This is a genomic window from Streptomyces sp. YIM S03343 (assembly GCF_054729195.1).
This window is the reverse complement of record NZ_JBPUKX010000001.1, coordinates 7,812,725-7,832,347: the sequence shown is the minus strand read 5'-3', so window position 1 is coordinate 7,832,347 and position 19,623 is coordinate 7,812,725. Positions and strand designations below refer to the sequence as shown.

The window sequence follows — 19,623 nt, the reverse complement described above, 5'->3', positions numbered from 1 at the left end:
CTCCCTCCCACCACCCGGCCTCATGGCGGGCGGCCGACGCGCGACGGCCATCGCCCGGTGCCACGCTGGATGGGTACGGGATCCGCAGAAGGGAATCATCGCCATGATCACCACGGACTTCGTCACCGGCTCCCCCTGTTGGCTCGACCTCGGCGCTCCCGACGTCCCCGCCGCCGCGTCCTTCTACAGCGCGGTGCTCGGATGGGACTACGAGCCCATGGGTGCGGGAGAGGGCGGGGAGGACATGGAAGGCGGGATGTTCCGGAAGGACGGCAAGGTCGTCGCCGGGCTCGGGAAGCTCACCGAGGAGGGCGCACGCTCGGCCTGGATGATCTATTACAGCGTCGCCGACGCGGACGCCACCACCCAGGCGGTGGAGCGCGCGGGCGGCACCGTGCGGGTGGCACCGATGGACCTCGACGAGTGGGGCCGGATGGCGCAGTACAGCGACCCGCTGGGCGGCCAGTTCGCGGTCTGGCAGCCGGGCACGAACAAGGGCGTCGACCTGGTGGACCAGCCGGGCTCACTGTCCTGGACCGAGCTGTACACCAGCGACGCCACGGCCGCGAAGGAGTTCTACGGCGGAGTCCTCGGCTGGCAGTTCAGCGACATGCCGATGCCCGGCGGCGGCACCTACTCCCTCATCACCCCCGCCGGGCTTCCCGAGGAACGCATGCACGGCGGTCTCATGGAGCTCCCCGCGGAGAACCTCGCCCTGACGAACGGACGGCCGTACTGGCACCCGGTCTTCAATGTCACCGACTGCGACGCCGCGGTCGCCAAGGTCACCGAGACCGGCGGCAGCGTGCAGATGGGACCGCAGGACATGGAGGGGGTCGGCCGACTCGCCGTCTGTCTCGACCCGTCGAACGCCGACTTCGTGGTACTCGCCCCGGCCGAGAGCTGAGCTTCCTTCGTCGACGACGTCGACGAACGGCTCAGCCACCGCCCTGCATGGACTGCATGGCCTCCTTGGCCCGCTTCTCCATTTCCTCCGGCGGGACGTCCTCCACATGTGTGGCGACGTTCCACCGGTGGCCGAAGGGGTCCTCGAACCGTCCGGTCCGGTCGCCGTAGAACTGGGTCTTGACCGCCTCCAGCTCTGCGGCGCCCTTGGCGAGGGCCTCGGTGAAGACCGCGTCCGCATCGTGCACGTACACGTACAGAGTCACCGGTGTACCGCCCACCGACTTCGGCCCACGGAATCCCATGTCCGGGAACTCGTCCGACAGCATGACAACCGAATCGCCCAGTTCCAGCTCGGCGTGGCCGATCTTGCCGCCGGGCGCCTCCATCCTCATCCGCTCGCGTGCGCCGAGCACGGAGACATAGAAGTCGATCGCGGCCGCCGCTCCGTCCACACAGATGTACGGCGTGACACGCGGATAACCCTCGGGAACAGGCTTGACGCTCATCGTGCACCGCCCTTCCGATCATTGACGGCGTTCGCCTCGGCGACGGTCATGGCCGATGAGCAGACAAGCCGCCACCTCGGACAACGACAACAGGGACTTACAGCACAAGCCTGACACGCATCACCACACCGGGCAGCAGGACCCACCGGGCCGCGCGGATGCTCGGCCACGCCCTGTCAGGCGTCCCCGTATGCCTCTCCGCCCAGCTCGAACCCCGCCGTGCCCGCGGTCGCGTCGGCCAGCCAGGCGCGGAAGGCGTCCACCTCCGCGTCCGGCAGCCCGATCTCGATGGTGACGGCCTCCCCGTACCGCACGTCGCGCACCGTGCGCCCGGTGGCGCGCAGGTCGTTCTGCACCTTGCCCGCACGCATGTGGTCGACGGTGACGGTGGCCAGCCGGAACCGCTGGCGGGTGAGAGTGCCAAGATGGTCTACGGCCTCGCCGACCGCGCCGCCGTAGGCCCTGATGAGACCGCCCGCGCCGAGCTTGACACCGCCGAAGTAGCGGGTGACGACGGCGACGGTGTAGCGCATGTTCCGGCGCAGCAGCATCTGGAGCATCGGAACACCGGCCGTGCCGCCGGGTTCGCCGTCGTCGCTCGCCTTCTGGACTCCGGCGTCGGCACCGATGACGTAGGCCCAGCAGTTGTGCGTGGCGTCGGCGTGCTCCTTGCGGACGGCTGCGATGAAGTCCTGGGCCTCACGTTCGGTGGCCGCGGGGGCGAGCGCGCACAGGAAGCGGGAGCGGTTCACCTCGGTCTCGTGGACACCGGCCCGGGCGACGGTGCGGTACTCGTCCTGCATCGGGCCAGACTAGTCCGTGGTCGGGGGCGTCCCGGCGGTGATGGCCCGGCGGTGATGGCCCGGTCCTGGGCAGGGGCCACAGCTGGCGGGCGGGGGGTACGAAAGCACCTGGTCACGGGTACGAGGGGACGATGTGAGGGATACTCGCTCTTTGTGCCCGGACGCCGGGCTCGTTCTTTCGAAGGCAGAAGTGTCCGCGAGGCACAGGAAATACAGGGAGAAAGCGGCATGACCGGCACTCAGGTCGACGGGAAAGACACCGGCGGACCCGGTGATCCGGAGCCCTCCGGCACCCCGCCCCGCTGGCGGGCATGGCTGCTGGAGGGCCTCAGCGAGCAGTCGGCGCACCACCCCGGTCCGCACGGCACGCCGAAGACCGAGCACGAGGGCCACTCGTGGTGGCGTGTGATGTGTCTCACCGGTGTCGACTACTTCTCGACCCTCGGCTACCAGCCGGGCATCGCGGCGCTCGCGGCCGGGCTGCTGTCCCCGCTCGCAACCCTGGTGCTGATCGCGCTCACCCTGCTCGGCGCACTGCCGGTCTACCGCCGTGTGGCGCACGAGAGCCCGCACGGCGAGGGCTCGATCGCCATGCTGGAGCGGCTGCTGCCGTGGTGGGCGGGGAAGATCCTGGTCCTGGTGCTGCTGGGCTTCGCGGCCACCGACTTCATGATCACGATCACCCTGTCGGCGGCGGACGCGGCCGCGCACGTCGTGGAGAATCCATTCGCCCCGCACTGGCTGCACGGCGAGAACCTCTGGATCACCCTGGTGCTGGTCGCCCTGCTCGGCGCGGTCTTCCTCAAGGGTTTCCGGGAGGCCATGGGCATCGCGGTGGCACTCGTAGGCGCCTACCTCACCCTCAACCTGGTCGTGCTGGCCGTGTCCCTGTGGGACGTGCTGGGTCACCCGGTGAAGATCGGCGACTGGACGGATGCGCTGACCGCCGAGCACTCCTCACCGCTCGCGATGATCGCGGTCGCTCTGCTGGTGTTCCCGAAGCTGGCGCTCGGCATGTCCGGATTCGAGACGGGCGTGGCGGTGATGCCGCAGGTCAAGGGCGATCCGTCGGACACGTACGGCAATCCGGCGGGCCGTGTCCGCGAGACCCGCAGACTGCTGACCACCGCCGCCGTGATCATGAGCGGCTTCCTGCTGCTGTCCAGCCTGGCGACGACGATCCTGATCCCGCAGGACGCGTTCAAGAGCGGCGGCCCCGCCAACGGCCGCGCCCTCGCCTATCTGGCACACCAGCATCTGGGCGAGGTGTTCGGCACGGTCTACGACATCTCGACCATCGCGATCCTCTGGTTCGCGGGCGCCTCCGCGCTCGCCGGTCTGCTCAACCTAGTCCCGCGCTATCTGCCCCGCTACGGAATGGCCCCGGAGTGGACACGGGCGGTACGGCCGCTGGTACTCGTCTTCATGGTGGCCGCCGTGTTCATCACCGTGTGGTTCGACGCGAACGTCGACGCGCAGAGCGGCGCCTATGCGACCGGGGTGCTGGTGCTGATGCTGTCCGCGGCGTTCGCCTCCGCGGTCGCCGTGCACCGGCGCGGACGGCGGGGCGCGGCGATCGGCTTCGGTGTCATCACGGCCGTGTTCGCCTACACGCTCGTCGCCAACGTCGTGGAGCGGCCCGACGGCATCAAGATCGCGACGATCTTCATCGTGGCGATCATGGCCACGTCGCTCGGTTCACGGGTGCGCCGCGCGTTCGAACTGCGGGCGGGGCAGGTGGTCTTCGACGAGGCGGCGACGGGGTATGTGGCGGAGGCCGCCGCTCACGGCCCGCTGCGGCTGATCGCGAACGAGCCCCAGGAGCACAGCACCGTGGAGTACCGCGCCAAGGAGTACAGCCAGCGCGAGCACACCCACATCCCCGACGGCGGGCCCGTGCTGTTCCTCGAGGTGTTCGTGCGGGACTCCTCCGACTTCACCGCCGATGTCACCGTGCACGGCGACGAGAAGCACGGCGTGCGGCGGCTGCGGGTGGAGGGGCCGACCGTGCCGAACACCATCGCGGCGGTGCTGCTCGCCCTGCGCGAGCGCACCGGCGAGGTGCCGCACGCCTACTTCAACTGGACGGAGGGCGCCCCCGTCAGCCATCTGATCCGCTTCCTGGTGTTCGGGGACGGCGAGGTCGCCCCGGTCACCCGGGAGGTGCTGCGCCGCGCGGAGCCGGATGTGGAACGGCGGCCTCGGGTGCACGTGGGGTGAGCCGGGCGGCGCGGCCGGCGCGGGCGGCGCGGTCCGGCAGGCACAGGGGGACGGGGTGCGGCCGTGTGGTCGCGGGCGGGAGCAGTCGAGCCGGAGGGGGTCGGCCCCAGGGTTCGGCCACACGGGTTCGGCCGGAAGCGGCTCAGCCGCGCTTCTTCCTCCCCCGCGGCACCGCCACATCCGTGAGCAGGGCGGTGCCAGTGGCAAGGGCCCGCCAGCCGGAGGCGCGCGGCCGGGAGCAGTCGAACCCGAGGGGTTCGGCCGGGAGAGGTTAGGCCGGAGAGGTCCGGCCCCAGGGATTCGGCTGGGCGGATCCAGCCGCACGGGTTCGGCTGGAAGCGGCTCAGCCGCGCTTCTTCCTCCCCCGCGGCACCGCCACATCCGTGAGCAGGGCGGTGCCCGGGGCAAGGGCCCGCCAGCCGGTGCCGTGCCAGGCCAGGACGGCGATCGCCGAGGTCGGGAACTTCGTGTGCACCTGGTCCAGGGCGTCGTCGAGACCGTCCCCGGCCAGTTCGAGGATCAGTTCCTCCAGCCCGGGGTTGTGCCCGACCAGCAGCAGGGTCTCCACCTCCGGTGGTGTCTCCCGCACCACCGCCAGCAGTTCCTGGACCCCGGCGGCGTAGAGCCGCGGGTCGTGGCGCACCGGGGGCGGGGTGCCCCACTGGGCGGACACCAGTTGCCAGGTCTCGCGGGCCCGTTCGGCCGTGGAGCACAGGACGAGGTCGGGCAGGCAGTCGCCCTCGGCCAGGACGCGGCCCGCGGCGGGCGCGTCCCGTCGGCCGCGCGGCGCGAGCGGGCGGCGGTGGTCGGGGACGCCCACCGGCCAGGCCGACTTGGCGTGCCGCAGGACGACCAGACGGCGCAGCGGTCCCGCTCCGGCGCGCGCGGTCATGCCGGGGATCCCAGGTCACGGGTGAGGTCGAGACCGAGGAGCCGGTCGGCGTAGGCGTACGTCTCGAAACGGGCGCCGTCCGCCAGATCGGGCCGGTCCGCCACGGCTCGCAGGACCTCCAGGACGGCCGGGATGTCCAGGTCGTCCTCCCAGGCCCGTCTCAGCTGGGCGCGCACCTCCTCGGGGACCGGCCGCGAGGGCCGCCGCGCCCAGTCGGCGACCGCACGGCGCCGGTGGGCGAGGGCGTCACGGGCCGCGTCGAGGGCCGCCTTGCCGACGTGCAGGGAGTCGGCGTGGCGCCGGGAGAGCAGGGCGAGGCGGAGTACGGCGGGGTCGGCGTCGCCCGCCGGGTTCACGGGCGCCGGACCGGCGGGCGTGACCGGGGCCACGGCGATCACCACGCCGTCCGCGTCCGGAAGGCGTCCGGTGTCATCGGCGGCGGTCACATGGACGACCTGTGCCTCGCCGAGGCCCGCGCCGAGGTCACGGCTGTCCTCCAGGGGGCGGATGCCCAGGGCGGCGCCCGCGGCACGCAGCTCGGCCTGGTTCCGGTCGCCGCTGAGCAGCGCCCAGACGGGGGTACCGCCGATCTCCAGGGCACGCAGCAGGAGGTCGGCGACGAGGAACACTCGCAGGGCCGTGGTGGTGAAGTCCTCGGTGTGGACCTCGATCCGCGTGAGACCGCGGCGGGCCGGGACGGGATCGACGGTGTCGCCCGTGCGGGCGTCGGTGATGCGCAGCACGGGGCGAGCGTAGGCGCGCGGCGGGCCGGACGCAGGCAACTCGCGACGATTCGGGACACCATGTCCTGGATCACGCCGAAGAGCCTCGGACCCGGGCATCGGACACCCCTTTCCCGCACCGGGGAATCACCGTATACCCTGCGCTGTTGCCCCCACGAGGAGCCCCTGCGCGAATCCTTGCGGGAACTTCTCCGAGAACTCTTTTCCAGGCCAAGGAGGCCGGCGGTGCACGGCGAAGCAGCGACGATCCGCAAGATCCTTACCGAGCTCGGTGACACCTGGGCGGTCGTGGGTCTGTCGAACAACGAGCGGCGTGCGGCGCACGGCGTCGCCGACGTCCTCCAGCGCTACGGCAAGCGCATCGTGCCCGTGCACCCCAAGGCGGAGACGGTGCACGGCGAGCAGGGGTACGCCTCGCTCGCGGACATCCCCTTCGACGTCGACGTGGTCGATGTGTTCGTCAACAGCGACCTGGCCGGTGCGATCGCCGACGAGGCCGTCGCCAAGGGCGCGAAAGCAGTGTGGTTCCAGCTCGGGGTCGTCGACGAGGCGGCGTACGAGCGCACCCGAGCGGCGGGGCTGGACATGGTCATGGACCGCTGCCCGGCGATCGAGATTCCCCGCCTGGGCTGAGCCCACCCGCCGTCCGCGGTCCCTGGAGGGGCGCCGTCCGCGATCTTGGAGGGGCTCAGGCCACCCCGAGGCCCTCCAGGACGACCGCGCCCGGCAGTTCGGCGAACGCCTTGCCGGGGACGAGGAGCTTGCCGGTGCGGCGGCCGCTGCCCACGAGGACCCAGGGCAGATCCACGACGGCGGAGTCCACCAGCAGGGGCCAGTGGGCGGGCAGTCCGACCGGTGTGATGCCGCCGTACTCCATGCCGGTCTCCCCCGTCGCCGTGTCCATCGGGGCGAACGACGCCTTGCGGACCCCCAGTTGGCGACGCACCGTGCCGTTGACGTCGACCCGGGTGGTGGACAGCACGACGCACGCCGCGAGGGTGATCTCGCCGCCCCGCTTGCCCGCGACAACCACACAGTTGGCCGACTGCTCCAGCAGCTCGCGGCCGTAGTGACCCACGAAGACGGCGGTGTCGGCCCAGCGCGGGTCGGTCTCGACATAGATGATCTGGTCGGCTGCCACGCTGCCGGACCAACCGCGCACGGCGTCGGCGACCGGCGCGACGAGCTCGTCGAGGCAGTCGGGGGCGGGGCGGACGATGTCGAAGTCTCCGATGGGTGCGCGCATGACCGCACGCTAACAGCCGTGCGCCGCCGCCCGGTCGGGCATCTCGGCGACCGGACAGGCCTGCGGGGAGGGAGGCCGGCTCAGCGGATCGGCGGCACCGAGACGGCCATGACCATCTCCATCGGCTCGTCACCGCCGTTGGCGTAGGTGTGCGGCGTGTCGGCTTCGAAGGAGGCGCTGGCACCCGTCGGGACGCGGTACTCGATGCCGTCGACCGTGAGGGTCAGCTCCCCCGCCGTGACATGCACCATCTCGACCGTCCCGGTGGGGTGCGGGTCGGAGGGGCTGCGGTCGCCCGGCATCAGCCGCCAGTCCCACATCTCCAGCGGGCCGGGGGCCTCGGTGCCGGCGAGCAGGCGGTTGTAGCTGCCCGCGTCGGTGTGCCACAGCCGCACGGCCTGGTCGGCGGGGACCACGCGGACCGACGGGCCCTGTTCGTAGTCCAGCAGGGTGGTGATGCTGACGCCGAGCGCGTCACCGATCTTGACGACGGTGCCGATGCTGGGGTTGGTGCGGGCCTGCTCGATCTGGATGAGCATGCCGCGGCTGACCCCGGCGCGTCCGGCGAGCGCGTCGAGCGTGAAGCCCCGTTCGGCGCGCCAGCGTTTCACGTTGCGCGCCAGGGACTGGGTCAGCAGATCGAGGTCCGACACGTTCCGTCCGTGGTCTCGGTGGGCCAGGCGGTGGGCCTGATGGTCTTGGCGGGGGAGCTTGGCGGGGGGGCTTGGTGGGTGTCTTGGCTGGACAGACGGTCCCAGCGGTTCTGGAGTTCCCGGAGGGGACGTCGCCCATCCCGGTAGTGCAATATTCTGGATGACAGAGTCCACTTCATCGCACTACGGTGGGGTGGACCCGATCGTTCACCAAACTGTACTGCGAGGCGAGCCGTGACCGTGTTCTTCGCCCTGGCCACCAGTCTCCTCTGGGGCCTGGCCGACTTCGGCGGCGGGCTGCTGACCCGTCGTGTCCCGGCGCTGACGGTGGTCGTCGTCTCCCAGACGATCGCCATGGCCGTCCTGGGCGCGATCGTGGTAGCAACCGGCGGCTGGAGCGAGGCGGGCCCGCGGCTGTGGTTCGCGGTGGCGGCCGGGCTGATCGGGCCGCTGGCGATGATCTGCTTCTACGAGGCACTGGCACTCGGCCCGATGGGCGTGGTCTCGCCGCTGGCCACCCTCAGCGTCGCCGTTCCGATCGGTGTGGGCCTGCTGATGGGCGAGCGGCCGGGGCCCTGGCAGGTCGCGGGTATCACGGTCGCCGTCACCGGGGTGGTGCTGGCGGGCGGCCCGCAACTGAGGGGCGCCCCGGTGCAGCGCCGGGCCATCGCCCTGACGCTGGTCGCGGCGCTGTGTTTCGGCTCGGTGTTCCTGCTGATCGCGTCGGCGTCGACGAACGTCACGGGCCTGTTCCTGGCGTTGTTCGTACAGCGCGTGGTGAACGTGCTGGCGGGCGGCGCCGCCCTCGGCGTCTCCGCCGCGCGCGGCGGGGCGGCACTTCCGGCGGACGGCTTCCCGTGGGGCTCACTCCCGGCGCTGGCGTTCGTGGGACTGGCCGATGTAGCGGCGAACGGCACCTACGCCCTCGCGGCGCAGCACGGCCCGGTCACCGTGGCGGCGGTGCTGGCCTCGCTGTACCCGGTGGTGACGGCGCTGGCGGCCCGGGGCTTCCTCAGCGAACGGCTGCGCATGATCCAGGCGGCGGGCGCGGGGCTGGCGCTGGTGGGGACGGTGCTGCTCGCGACGGGGTGAGGCCCCGGGTGACGGGCGGCGGAAGCCCTGTTCGACGGGCGGGGGTCAGCGGCGTGCGACGGGCGGGGTCAGCGGCGTGCGACGGGCGGGGTCAGCGGCGTGCGACGGGCGGGGTCAGCCGTCGGTGAGACTCTGGGCGTCCAGTCCGTCCAGTCCGTCCAGTCCGTCCAGTCCGTTCAGTTCGTCCAGACGCGCGACCGCGGCCTCGTCCAGTTCGTCCAAACGGGCGACCGCCGCCTCGTCCAGGCCGTCCAGACGGGCAACCGCCGCCTCGTCCAGGCCAGCGAGAGCCCTCAGCTGACCGGGAGTGGTGCCCTCGGGGATGGGCACCGGCGCGGGGGTGCGCAGCGGGGGCTGCCAGCCCTCGACGGGCGTCCAGCGGCGTACGATGCGGGCGGGCGCCCCGGCCACCACCGCATGGTCGGGGACCGTGCCCCGGACCACGGCGCCGGCGGCCACCACCACGTTCCGGCCGATCCGCGCCCCCGGCAGGATCACCGCTCCGGTGCCGATCCAGCAGCCCGGGCCGATGACCACCGGCTCCATCCGCGGCCACTGCTTGCCGATGGGCTGGTCGGGGTCGTCGTAGGAGTGGTTGGTGGAGGTGACGTAGACGTACGGCCCGAAGTAGCAGTCGTTGCCGATGGTGACGGTCGTGTCCGCGATGACATGGCTGCCGCGGCCGAGGACCACGCCGTCGCCGATGCGCAGGATGGGGTCGGGGCCCAGGTCGAGGTCGGGCATCAGGCCCGCGGTGAGGGTGACCTGCTCGCCGATGATGCAGTGCGAGCCGACATGGATCCACGGCTCGCCGAAGACCGTGCCCAGCGGAAAGGCCAGCCGGGTGGCGGGGCCGAGCGCGCCGAAGCGGAACCGCCCGGGGTGCTCGGCGGTGACGGAGCCGGTGCGCTGCGCCCAGGCCCAGCCCGCGTGGACGACGCGCTGCGCGAGGCGGCGCCGCCACGACGAGAACGTGTTCCTGCTTCTGGGCACCCGCACACCGTACTCAGCGGGCGGCGGGAGCCAGGAGGCCGGACACCTGTGATCTTCGCCCCACCGGACGGGTACGGTGCGGGAGTGGCCGGAGCCGGCCACCGACGGCCGACGGTAGGGAGACGTAGATGACGACGCACCGCGCGCTGATCACGGGGGTCGGCGGCCGAGAGCCGCGCATCGACGGCACGGCCTTCGTGGCGCCGACCGCCTCGGTGATCGGCGAGGTGACCCTCGGGGCAGGGGCGAGCGTCTGGTACGGCGCGGTGCTGCGCGGCGACGTCGAGCGGATAGCCGTCGGGGCGGACAGCAACATCCAGGACAACTGCACTCTGCACGCCGACCCCGGTTTCCCGGTGACGATCGGCGAGCGGGTCTCGGTGGGCCACAACGCGGTGGTGCACGGCGCGACCGTCGAGGACGACTGCCTGGTCGGCATGGGCGCGACGGTGCTCAACGGGGCGGTGATCGGAGCGGGTTCCCTGGTCGCCGCCCAGGCGCTGGTCCCGCAGGGGATGACGGTGCCGCCGGGGTCGCTGGTCGCGGGGGTCCCCGCGAAGGTGAAGCGGCAACTGACGCCGGAGGAGCGCGAGGGCATCACGCTGAACGGCACGATGTACGCGCACCTGGGCAAGGCGCACCGGGAGGTGCACGAACAGCGGCGGTAGCAGCCGCGGGCCGCCGGACCGGTGGGCCCGCGCCACGGCCTCCGGAATCACTCCGCGGCCGTCGCCTGCGGAGTCATTTCACGGCCATCGCCTGCGGAATCACTTCACGGCCATCGCCTGCGGAATCACTCCGCGGCGGTCACCGGCTCGGGCTCGGCGTCCAGGACGCCCGGCTGCGCCGCCTGCTCCTTCTGCGTCTTCTTCGCCTTGCGCCGTACGACCAAGAAGGACCCGAGCCCGAACAGCACCGCCGCCACCAGGCCCAGCCACGAGAAGCGCTTGAGCCAGGACTCGGCGACGACACCGACGTAGTAGATGACGGCCGTGGTGCCGCCCGCCCAGATGACACCGCCGAGGACGTTGGCGATCAGGAACTTCCAGTACGGCATGCGCAGCACGCCCGCGAGCGGACCGGCGAAGATGCGCAGCAGGGCGATGAAGCGGCCGAAGAAGACGGCCCACATGCCCCACTTCTCGAAGGACCGCTCGGCGGTGGCGACATGCGCCTCTCCGAAGTGGCGCGGGAATTTAGCGCCGAGCCAGGCGAGCAGAGGTCTGCCGCCCTTGCGGCCGATCGCGTAGCCGATGGAGTCGCCGACCACGGCGCCGAGGGTGGCGCAAGCGCCGAGCACGATGGGGTTGATGCCCGCGTGCTGCGAGGACATCAGGGCCGCCGAGACGAGGATGATCTCACCGGGCAGCGGAATGCCGAGGCTCTCCATGCCGATGACCAGGGCCACGACGGCGTAGACGGCGGCCGGGGGCACAGTGTCGAGCCACTCCTGGACGTGCAACGCCGGTTCCTCCCGTTCGCGACCCAGCTTTCCGGGTGTGCGCCGCACAGGGCACCGGACGGTGCGACGAGGCGGCAGGGCGCACACAGGAAGGGTACCTGTTCGCTCACCGGCTTCCCGGCTCCCCGAGCCCGGCGAACGGCCCGCGGGCCCTTCCCGACACGGCCCGATCCCGATCCGACGCTGACCGCGACCTCGACCTCAGCTTCGACCTCGACCCCGACCTCAACCTCGGCCTCGGTCTCGCCCCCCGACCCCGCCCCCGACCCACAGGAACCTGACACGTTCTCCTCGGCCCGCTCCAAGCCGGGAGCACGATCATGTCCCGCATGAACGCCCCCCACTCTTCCCCCACAGGCCCCACCGCGCACCGGTCGGTCCGCAAGGCGGTCATCCCCGCCGCGGGCCTGGGCACCCGGTTCCTGCCCGCGACGAAGGCGACCCCGAAGGAGATGCTGCCGGTGGTCGACAAACCGGCGATCCAGTACGTCGTGGAGGAGGCGGCCGCCGCCGGACTCGACGATGTGCTGATGGTCACCGGGCGCCACAAGCGGGCGATCGAGGATCACTTCGACCACGCGCTGGAACTGGAGCAGGTGCTGGCGGCCAAGGGCGACACGGTACGGCTGGACGCGGTGCGCGACCCGGCCCGGCTGGCCGACATCCACCACATAAGGCAGGGCGATCCGCTGGGCCTGGGACACGCGGTGCTGTGCGCCCGCCACCACGTCGGCGACCAGCCCTTCGCGGTGCTGCTGGGCGACGATCTGATCGACCCGCGCGAGAGCCTGCTCACCGAGATGCTGGACGTGCGGGACCGGTACGCGGGCAGCGTGATCGCGTTGATGGAGGTGGACCCGGACCAGATCCACCTCTACGGCTGCGCGGCGGTGGAACCGACGGACGAGGACGGTCTGCTCCGGGTGACGGGCCTGGTGGAGAAGCCCTCGCGGGAGACGGCCCCCAGCCGTTACGCCGTGATCGGCCGCTATGTCCTCGACCCGGCCGTCTTCGACGTCCTGGAGCGCACCCCACCCGGCCGCGGCGGCGAGATCCAGCTGACCGACGCCCTCCAGCAACTGGCCGCGTCCGGCACCGTCCACGGGGTGGTCTTCCGGGGCCGCCGCTACGACACCGGCGACAAGGCCGAATACCTCCGCACGGTGGTCCGCCTCGCCTGCGAACGCCCGGACCTGGGCCCGGAGTTCGTGACGTGGCTGAAGCAGTTCGTGGCGGGTCTGGACGACGCCGGTACGGGCGGACGGTGGCTGGTGGCCTAGGGTCTGTCGTTTGGATCAAGTCGCAGGATGCCGACGGTGGCTGTCCAGTCCCGGGCAGCGGGGTCTGGTGCGTACGGCTGCAAGGCGGAGGAGGGAGTCGACGCGACGGGGGTCCCCCCTGTTCGAGCGCAGCCGAGAACTCGGGGGAGTCGGCGACCGACGACAACGCCGCAGACGTGCGTGCCAGACCCCGCGTCTGCGGCATGATCCAAACGACAGGCCCTAGGAGGGCGCGGGCGCCGGGTCCGCCGCACCGGGGCCGACTGCTGTCAGCTGTTGGGGCGCAGGGTCCAGACCACCGTCATCTCGCCCGTGACCGCGCCGTCCTCGCGCTGGATGGCGACCGTGACCGGGAACTCGGGCCGCCGGCCCGCGTCGAGTTCGGCGACGACCTCGGGGGCCGGGCGGCCCAGGGTCGCCGTCGCCGTGACCGGGCCGAGGGCGATCTTCTTGAACGCGATCTCGGCGGTGACGGGCAGCGGGACGGCGCGGGAGAGCTGGTCTCCGAAGGCCGCGAGCACGATGGCGCCGCTCGCCGACTCGCCCAGCGTGAACATGGCCCCGGCGTGCGGTCCGCCGACGTGGTTGCGGTACTCGCTCTGGTCCGGCAGGGCCAGTACGGCCTTCTCCGGAGTGGTCTCCAGGTACGCGAGGTTCAGGGTGCGGACCATCGGCACCGTGGCGGCGAGAAGCTCGCCGATCGACATCTGATCTGCGCTCATGGACGGTGATGTTACTAGCGAGTAGCCACATCTGACCAGAGCTGCCCCGCCATCGGACTCGGTACGTCCCTGACAAGGGACGGTGACCCAACCGTGTCACAGCGGGCACTAGGGTTACTGGCCATGTGGCCAGGACAGCAGCCGCCCGGGGGCGAGCAGAACCCGCAGAACAATCCGCAGCAGAACCCGTATCAGCAGCCGGGTTACCAGCAGCCGAATCCCTATCAGCAGCCCGGCTACCAGCAGCCCAACCCCTATGCGCAGCAGCCTCAGCAGCCGCAGTGGGGTGCTCCGACGCCGGTCGGAACGCCTGCGGCGGGCGGTCCGCCGCAGAGCGGTGGGGGCGGTGGCCGTACCAAGTGGATCGCGATCGGGGCGGCCTTGGCCGTGGTCGTGGCGGCGGGCGTGACCGGCTTCCTGGTGCTGGGCGGCAAGGGCGACGACAAGGCCGACGGCAGCAGTTCCGGCAACGCGAGCGGGTCGTCCACGGCGTCGTCGTCCGCGAACCCCACTGTGTCCGCTTCCGGACCGTCCGGTTCGGACGACAATCCGCGCGGGACCGAGACCCTGAAGCCGACGGTCGCGGGCTGGAAGGTCGCCGTCAACCCGAAGTGGGGCATCGCCTTCGACGTGCCTGCCGAGTGGGAGGTGCTGTCCCCCGGCACATCCATCGGTTTCGAGGACGAGAAGTCGGACGACCTGAAGCCCCTGGTCATCATGTCGGGCGCGGCGCAGTACCAGTCCAAGTGGTGCACCTCCGACGACGACAAGGACGGCCGCTCGGAGAACACGGCACTGGCCGCGGCCGGTTCCAAGGGTGCCAACGGCGCCAAGAACACCGACGAGGTCGCGGTGAACACGGTGGCCTGGTGGGTCTACGGCGGTTACACCCAGCCGGACAAGAAGAGCATCACGGTCGACAAGAAGGCCCAGCCCTACACCACCGCGTCGGGCATCAAGGGCAGCATCGCGTGGGCCGAGTCCAAGGGCACGCCCGCCAAGGGCAAGTGCGCGAGCGACGGCAAGGCCGTCACGTTCGGCTTCAAGAACTCGGCCGACGACTTCGTGTCGTGGAACTTCTACGGCGCCAAGGGTGTCTCCAAGGAGGTCCCGAGGGCGACCATCATGAAGATTCTCAGCACGGTGCGCCTCAACGGCGAGCCCACGGGCGGGTGACAGACGTCCGCCCCCGGTGGGTCAGCCGATGCCGAAGGCTCCCTCCGGGGGCTCCGGCGACGGTACGGCGTCCTCGTCCGTGACCGGTCGCGCCCCGGCGATGAACTCCTGCAGCCGGTCGCCGTGTTCGACCCGCGCGGGGAAGGCGTCGGCGGCGGTGCGCCGGGCCAGGACACCGAGGTCCAGCGGACGGTGGGCGGCGACGAGCACCGCGTTGCCGAACCGCCGCCCGCGCAGCACCCCCGGCTCGGCTATCAGCGCCAACTCCCCGAACACGGCGCCGAACGTGGCGAGTTGGGAACGCAGAAAGGCGAACGGCGCGCCGTCCGCCAGATTGGCGAGATAGACGCCGTCGGCCCGCAGGACGCGTTCGGCCTCGCGGGCGTAGGAGAGCGTCGTGAGGTGGGCGGGAACCCGGGAGCCGCCGAAGACGTCGGCGACGACCACGTCGGCGCAGTCGTCCGGAGCGGCCTCCAGCCAGGCGCGGGCATCGGCAGGGTGCAGGGCGATCCCGGCGCCGTCGGGCAGCGGCAGATGCTCGGCCACCAGTTCCAGCAGCCCCCGGTCGGCGTCGACGACGTCCTGCCGGGAACCGGGCCGGGTCACCGCGACATAGCGCGGCAGAGTGAGCGCACCCCCGCCGAGATGCAGCACGTCCAGCGCCCGCCCCGGCTCCGCCAGTCCGTCCAGCACATGCCCGAGCCGCCGCGCGTACTCGAACTCCAGATGCTCGGGCGCGTCCAGATCGACATACGACTGCGGCGCCCCGTCGACAGTGAGCAACCAGGCCCGCTCCCGATCGATGTCGGGCATCAACTTCACAACCCCGAACTCGGTGTCCCGGACAACAGGCAAGGCATCACTCACACCACCATTGTGCCGGTGCGAGCGGACGCAGGGTGCGGCGAACAGACAGCAACGGCGCCTTGCGAACGCCGAGCAGGCCAACTCCCCAGGGAGCGCGGGGCCGTATCGACATGCGGCTCCGCGCCGAGGGCGCGACCACCAGAGGCCCGCGCCTCCCAGCACCGGACCGGACACCCCCAGGGGCGCGGGGAACTGCGCGACCAGCCCCGGACGGCAGCAAGCCGCCGCACAACACCAGCCACGCAGTTCCCCCGGCGAACCCAGCCCAGCCGTCAGCCGTCAGCCGTCAGCACACGGTGGTGACCGTTCCCGCACCCACCGTCCGTCCCCCCTCCCGAATGGCAAACCCGAGCCCCGGCTCCAACGGCACCGCCCGCCCGAGCTCCACGCTCATACTCACCGTCTCCCCCGGCCGGGCCACGGCCACCTCACCGAGGTCGACATCCCCGACGACATCCGCCGTACGGATGTAGAACTGCGGCCGGTACCCGCTCGACAGCGGCGTCGTACGCCCGCCCTCGCGCCCGGACAGCACATACACCCTGGCCGTGAACCGACTGCTGGGCACCACGCTCCCCGGCGCGGCCACGACATGCCCGCGGCGCACCGCGTCGCGCGGGACACCGCGCAGCAGCAGCGCGACGTTGTCCCCCGCCTGGGCCTCGTCCATCGGCTTGCCGAAGGTCTCGAGACCGGTGACGACGGTGTCGATGTCGGCGCCGAGCACCTCCACCCGGTCCCCGACCCGCACGGTGCCCCGCTCGACGGCGCCCGTGACGACCGTGCCGCGGCCGGTGATGGTGAGCACGTTCTCCACCGGCAGCAGGAACGGCGCGTCCACGTACCGCTCGGGCAGGGGCACATAGGTGTCAACGGCGTCGAGGAGCGCCTCGACGGACGCCGTCCAACGCGGGTCCCCTTCGAGGGCCTTGAGCCCGGACACCCGTACGACGGGCGCGGCGTCGCCGCCGTAGCCGTTCGCGGTGAGCAGTTCGCGGACCTCCAGCTCGACGAGGTCGGTCAGCTCCTCGTCACCGGCGTCGGCCTTGTTGAGGGCGACGACGATGTGGTCCACGCCCACCTGCCGGGCGAGCAGGACGTGCTCGGCGGTCTGCGGCATGATCCCGTCGAGCGCGGAGACGACGAGGATCGCCCCGTCGAGCTGCGCGGCGCCGGTGACCATGTTCTTGATGTAGTCGGCGTGGCCCGGCATGTCCACGTGCGCGTAGTGCCGGGTGTCTGTCTCGTACTCGACGTGCGCGATGTTGATGGTGATGCCGCGCGCCGCCTCCTCCGGGGCGCGGTCGATGCGGTCGAACGGGACGTAGCGGGTGCTCGCGCCGCTGCCGCGCTCGGCGAGGACCTTCGTGATGGCGGCGGTGAGCGTGGTCTTGCCGTGGTCGACGTGGCCCATGGTGCCGATGTTCAGATGCGGCTTGGTGCGCACGTAGGCGGTCTTGGGCATGGCTGTACCTCGAAGCCTCTTCGATGGTGCTCGGTGACGGCCCCGGCGGCGTCACAGTCGCGGCCGGGACGGGGACCCCAAGGACTTGCCGACCCTCCCCTTGCGGGGTCCGCCGGACGATCCGGGGAGGGTCAGCTTCGGACGCCGTCGACTGCGGCGAGGTTCAAGAGAGCGGCAGCCTTCGGGGCATCCGCGGTGAGCGCGGATGCTGCGAGGAGGAAGGCGAGCCGGAACATGCCCCGATCATGACGGACGGCCGGAGAACCGTCGAATGGTTTTCCGCCCGCGGGGCCTTGGGCCGACGTCCCGTCAACTCCCGATGTTCTTCAGCGCCTCCCGCACCGTCAGCGGGGCGAACCGCCCGCGCTCCCGGTTGAGAAAGGCGCGTACCGAGTCCGGGTCGGTCTTGGCGTACTCCCGCAGGCACCACCCGATCGCCTTGCGGATGAAGAAGTCGGTGTGCCCCGACTGCCGTACGCAGTAAGTGAACAGGCGCTCGGAGTCGGTCTGTTCCTTGTACCGGAGCTGATGCAGCAGCGCCGCACGGGCCAGCCACAGATCGTCGTCGACGATCCACCGGTCCATGTCCGCGACCAGCCGCGGATCGGCGGCGACCAGCGGCCCGACCACATGCGCGGCAAGCGGATCGACCGTGTCCCACCAGGGCACGGTGGTGACGAGACGCCGTACGACCGGCAGGAACGCGGAGGAGCAGCGCGCGGCGTGGCGGCGCAGCAGATCGACGGCGAAGTACTGGTACTCGCGCTCGGGCAGCGCCCAGCAGCGCAGGGCGAGTGCTGTGCAATCCGTCTCACCGGGCCGCGGCATTCCGGCCAGCACGGTACGGGACAGCATCCGCCGCACCGGAGTGGTGAGCCCGAGAAAGGGCGCCACGTCCTTCATGTACGACCGCATGGCCACGGCCCTGCCGGGATCGGCGGCCGCCTCGAACACCGCCACCAGCCGTTCCATCACCTCGTCGGCGAGCCCGCTGACCGGCACATCGGTCCCGCTCCCCGGCCCTGCAACCGTCATGGCACGAACCTTACGGCGATCTCCGCGGGCTCCCGCACACCCGCGCAGCCGCTCCGCCGGCCGCCGGGACCGCCGGGGCCGCAGGCCCGTGTCTGTGACGCCGATGAGACGTACCGTACGGCGATCACACACATCCGTGGGCTACTGTCGCGGAATGCTCGATGCACCCACCCGCTCTGGGGGCACCGGCACGGCCTCTCCCCATGCCGTCGCCACGGAACTCTTCGTCGCTTCGCCTGTGCCCGTACCGTCCGTCGTTCCGGCAGGTCTCGCGGCCCGGTGGGCGAGAGCGCTGCTCTCGCCGTGGGCCCGGTTGTCACTGCTCGTCGTGCTGCTCGGCGCGGCCGCCTCGCTCGTAGTGCTGTTCCAGCCGCAGAGAATGCTGGCCGAGGGGTGGCCACCGCAGCTCGGCGGGTTCGCCGCGGCGCTGGTGTTCGCGGGGGCGTACGGGCTGTGCACCGTGGCGTTCGTGCCGCGTCCGCTGCTGAACCTCGCCGCCGGTGCCCTGTTCGGCTCCCAGCTCGGGCTCGGTACGGCGCTGGCGGGCACGGTCCTCGGCGCCGGGCTGGCCTTCGGGCTGGGGCGGATACTCGGGCAGGACGCGCTGCGGCCGCTGCTGCGCGGGCGGTGGCTGAAGGCGGCCGACGGGCAGCTCAGCCGGCACGGCTTCCGGTCCATGCTGGCCGCCCGGCTGTTTCCCGGGGTGCCGTTCTGGGCCGCCAACTACTGCGCCGCCGTCTCCCGGATGGGCTGGGTCCCCTTCGTACTGGCCACCGCGCTCGGGTCGGTGCCCAACACCGCCGCCTACGCCGTCGCCGGTGCCCGCGCCTCCGCGCCCACGTCTCCGGCGTTCCTGATCGCCATGGCCTGCATCGCCCTGCCGGCCCTCGCGGGGGTTCTGGTGGCCTGGCGCAAGCGGCATCATCTGCGGGCGGCCGTCCGGTAGGGGGCGGTGTGGCGGCAGGCGGCGCCGACGGGAGTGAGCTGGAGATTCGCACAGTGACCACAGCAACCACCCATGCATTGGAAAATCAAACCCTGTTTACACTGAGCCCATGGCCGCCCGCAAAGACGCACGCCCCTGTTCGATCGCCGATGCCCTGGCGCTCGTCGGTGAGAAGTACTCGCTGCTGATCCTGCGGGAGGTGTGCCTGGGCAACGGCCGTTTCGATCAGCTGGTGCGCAACACCGGCGCCCCCCGCGACATCCTCGCCACCCGGCTGCGCCGGCTGGTCGACGCCGGGATCCTGGCCAAGCGGGCCTACAGCGAGCGCCCGCAGCGCTTCGAGTACGGGCCGACACAGGCCGGGCTCGAACTGGAGCCGGTGCTGATGACCTTGATGGAGTGGGGCGACCGGCATCTGCGCGAGGACGGCGACCGTCCCATGGTGGTCGTGCACACCTGCGGGAACGAGCTGGTCCCGGTCGTCACCTGCACCGCCTGCGGTGCGGCGGTGCGGCACGACGACCTCACCGCCCACCCGCAGACCCCGGGCTGGACGGTCGCGGGGCCCACGGCCGCGTGACGCGTGCGCCGGCCCGAACGCACGAGCGGGCGG

Annotated in this window: 21 protein-coding genes; 9 read left to right on the top strand and 12 right to left on the bottom strand. The window is 71.6% G+C overall.

Features of this window, described 5'->3' with window-relative positions; translation table 11 throughout:
* The first annotated feature begins 103 nt into the window (after positions 1 to 103).
* Positions 104 to 907 (top strand): VOC family protein, encoded by an 804-nt coding sequence (locus ACSYGN_RS34625; protein ID WP_460402733.1) that lies wholly within the window; start codon positions 104 to 106, stop codon positions 905 to 907.
* A gap of 31 nt (positions 908 to 938) precedes the next feature.
* Here the strand turns inward: ACSYGN_RS34625 and ACSYGN_RS34620 are convergent, their stop codons facing one another.
* Both ACSYGN_RS34620 and ACSYGN_RS34615 read right to left on the bottom strand, forming a co-directional pair.
* Positions 939 to 1,415 (bottom strand): VOC family protein, encoded by a 477-nt coding sequence (locus tag ACSYGN_RS34620; protein ID WP_460402731.1) that lies wholly within the window; start codon positions 1,413 to 1,415, stop codon positions 939 to 941.
* 176 nt (positions 1,416 to 1,591) lie between these two features.
* Positions 1,592 to 2,218 (bottom strand): YigZ family protein, encoded by a 627-nt coding sequence (locus ACSYGN_RS34615; protein WP_460402729.1) that lies wholly within the window; start codon positions 2,216 to 2,218, stop codon positions 1,592 to 1,594.
* A gap of 228 nt (positions 2,219 to 2,446) precedes the next feature.
* Here ACSYGN_RS34615 and ACSYGN_RS34610 point away from each other — a divergent pair, with 228 nt between their 5' ends.
* Positions 2,447 to 4,438, top strand: a complete 1,992-nt coding sequence (locus ACSYGN_RS34610) for an APC family permease (protein WP_460402727.1) — start codon at positions 2,447 to 2,449, stop codon at positions 4,436 to 4,438.
* Between the two features lie 343 nt (positions 4,439 to 4,781).
* Here ACSYGN_RS34610 and ACSYGN_RS34605 read toward each other — a convergent pair whose 3' ends face one another.
* Positions 4,782 to 5,330 (bottom strand): SixA phosphatase family protein, encoded by a 549-nt coding sequence (locus ACSYGN_RS34605; RefSeq protein WP_460402724.1) that lies wholly within the window; start codon positions 5,328 to 5,330, stop codon positions 4,782 to 4,784.
* Complete coding sequence (locus ACSYGN_RS34600; protein ID WP_460402722.1) at positions 5,327 to 6,073, bottom strand: hypothetical protein; 747 nt, start codon at positions 6,071 to 6,073, stop codon at positions 5,327 to 5,329. Before ACSYGN_RS34600 ends, ACSYGN_RS34605 begins: the two co-directional genes overlap by 4 nt.
* A gap of 225 nt (positions 6,074 to 6,298) precedes the next feature.
* Here ACSYGN_RS34600 and ACSYGN_RS34595 point away from each other — a divergent pair, with 225 nt between their 5' ends.
* Positions 6,299 to 6,706 (top strand): CoA-binding protein, encoded by a 408-nt coding sequence (locus ACSYGN_RS34595; protein ID WP_460402720.1) that lies wholly within the window; start codon positions 6,299 to 6,301, stop codon positions 6,704 to 6,706.
* A gap of 55 nt (positions 6,707 to 6,761) precedes the next feature.
* On the opposite strand, the gene ACSYGN_RS34590 is transcribed toward ACSYGN_RS34595, so the two are convergent.
* Complete coding sequence (locus tag ACSYGN_RS34590; RefSeq protein WP_460402718.1) at positions 6,762 to 7,319, bottom strand: YbaK/EbsC family protein; 558 nt, start codon at positions 7,317 to 7,319, stop codon at positions 6,762 to 6,764.
* A gap of 80 nt (positions 7,320 to 7,399) precedes the next feature.
* Positions 7,400 to 7,972 carry a helix-turn-helix domain-containing protein gene (locus ACSYGN_RS34585; protein WP_460402716.1) on the bottom strand — a complete coding sequence of 191 codons (573 nt, stop codon included), beginning with the start codon at positions 7,970 to 7,972 and terminating at the stop codon, positions 7,400 to 7,402.
* A gap of 234 nt (positions 7,973 to 8,206) precedes the next feature.
* Here ACSYGN_RS34585 and ACSYGN_RS34580 point away from each other — a divergent pair, with 234 nt between their 5' ends.
* Positions 8,207 to 9,064, top strand: coding sequence for a DMT family transporter (locus ACSYGN_RS34580; protein ID WP_460402714.1), 858 nt, complete (start codon positions 8,207 to 8,209; stop codon positions 9,062 to 9,064).
* Positions 9,065 to 9,178: 114 nt separating this feature from the next.
* Here the strand turns inward: ACSYGN_RS34580 and ACSYGN_RS34575 are convergent, their stop codons facing one another.
* The gene (locus ACSYGN_RS34575) at positions 9,179 to 10,057 is read right to left on the bottom strand and encodes an acyltransferase (RefSeq protein WP_460402712.1); all 879 of its coding nucleotides are present in this window, start codon (positions 10,055 to 10,057) and stop codon (positions 9,179 to 9,181) included.
* Positions 10,058 to 10,185: 128 nt separating this feature from the next.
* Between ACSYGN_RS34575 and ACSYGN_RS34570 the strand changes: the two genes are divergently transcribed.
* On the top strand, positions 10,186 to 10,725 hold the full coding sequence (locus ACSYGN_RS34570; RefSeq protein ID WP_460402710.1) for a gamma carbonic anhydrase family protein: 540 nt from the start codon (positions 10,186 to 10,188) through the stop codon (positions 10,723 to 10,725).
* Between the two features lie 125 nt (positions 10,726 to 10,850).
* Here the strand turns inward: ACSYGN_RS34570 and ACSYGN_RS34565 are convergent, their stop codons facing one another.
* Entirely contained in the window at positions 10,851 to 11,519 is a 669-nt protein-coding gene (locus ACSYGN_RS34565) for a DedA family protein (RefSeq protein ID WP_460402708.1), read from the bottom strand.
* A 320-nt stretch (positions 11,520 to 11,839) separates the two neighbouring features.
* Here ACSYGN_RS34565 and galU point away from each other — a divergent pair, with 320 nt between their 5' ends.
* On the top strand, positions 11,840 to 12,799 hold the full coding sequence (gene galU / locus ACSYGN_RS34560; protein ID WP_460402706.1) for a UTP--glucose-1-phosphate uridylyltransferase GalU: 960 nt from the start codon (positions 11,840 to 11,842) through the stop codon (positions 12,797 to 12,799).
* Positions 12,800 to 13,068: 269 nt separating this feature from the next.
* Here the strand turns inward: galU and ACSYGN_RS34555 are convergent, their stop codons facing one another.
* Positions 13,069 to 13,506, bottom strand: coding sequence for a DUF4442 domain-containing protein (locus tag ACSYGN_RS34555; RefSeq protein ID WP_460403919.1), 438 nt, complete (start codon positions 13,504 to 13,506; stop codon positions 13,069 to 13,071).
* A 138-nt stretch (positions 13,507 to 13,644) separates the two neighbouring features.
* Here ACSYGN_RS34555 and ACSYGN_RS34550 point away from each other — a divergent pair, with 138 nt between their 5' ends.
* Positions 13,645 to 14,697: a hypothetical protein gene (locus tag ACSYGN_RS34550; protein ID WP_460402704.1), complete on the top strand. Its 1,053-nt coding sequence runs from the start codon at positions 13,645 to 13,647 to the stop codon at positions 14,695 to 14,697.
* A gap of 21 nt (positions 14,698 to 14,718) precedes the next feature.
* Here ACSYGN_RS34550 and ACSYGN_RS34545 read toward each other — a convergent pair whose 3' ends face one another.
* The 3 genes from ACSYGN_RS34545 to ACSYGN_RS34535 all read right to left on the bottom strand — a co-directional run bounded on the left by ACSYGN_RS34545 (position 14,719) and on the right by ACSYGN_RS34535 (position 18,064).
* Positions 14,719 to 15,564 carry a spermidine synthase gene (locus ACSYGN_RS34545; RefSeq protein ID WP_460402702.1) on the bottom strand — a complete coding sequence of 282 codons (846 nt, stop codon included), beginning with the start codon at positions 15,562 to 15,564 and terminating at the stop codon, positions 14,719 to 14,721.
* A 286-nt stretch (positions 15,565 to 15,850) separates the two neighbouring features.
* A complete protein-coding gene (gene tuf / locus ACSYGN_RS34540; protein ID WP_460402700.1) occupies positions 15,851 to 17,029 on the bottom strand; it encodes an elongation factor Tu in 1,179 nt (392 codons plus the stop codon).
* Between the two features lie 309 nt (positions 17,030 to 17,338).
* Positions 17,339 to 18,064 carry a DNA alkylation repair protein gene (locus tag ACSYGN_RS34535; RefSeq protein ID WP_460402698.1) on the bottom strand — a complete coding sequence of 242 codons (726 nt, stop codon included), beginning with the start codon at positions 18,062 to 18,064 and terminating at the stop codon, positions 17,339 to 17,341.
* 154 nt (positions 18,065 to 18,218) lie between these two features.
* Between ACSYGN_RS34535 and ACSYGN_RS34530 the strand changes: the two genes are divergently transcribed.
* Together ACSYGN_RS34530 and ACSYGN_RS34525 are read left to right on the top strand one after the other, a co-directional pair.
* Positions 18,219 to 19,010: a TVP38/TMEM64 family protein gene (locus ACSYGN_RS34530; protein ID WP_460402696.1), complete on the top strand. Its 792-nt coding sequence runs from the start codon at positions 18,219 to 18,221 to the stop codon at positions 19,008 to 19,010.
* Between the two features lie 109 nt (positions 19,011 to 19,119).
* Positions 19,120 to 19,590: a winged helix-turn-helix transcriptional regulator gene (locus ACSYGN_RS34525; RefSeq protein ID WP_460402694.1), complete on the top strand. Its 471-nt coding sequence runs from the start codon at positions 19,120 to 19,122 to the stop codon at positions 19,588 to 19,590.
* Positions 19,591 to 19,623: the final 33 nt, after the last annotated feature.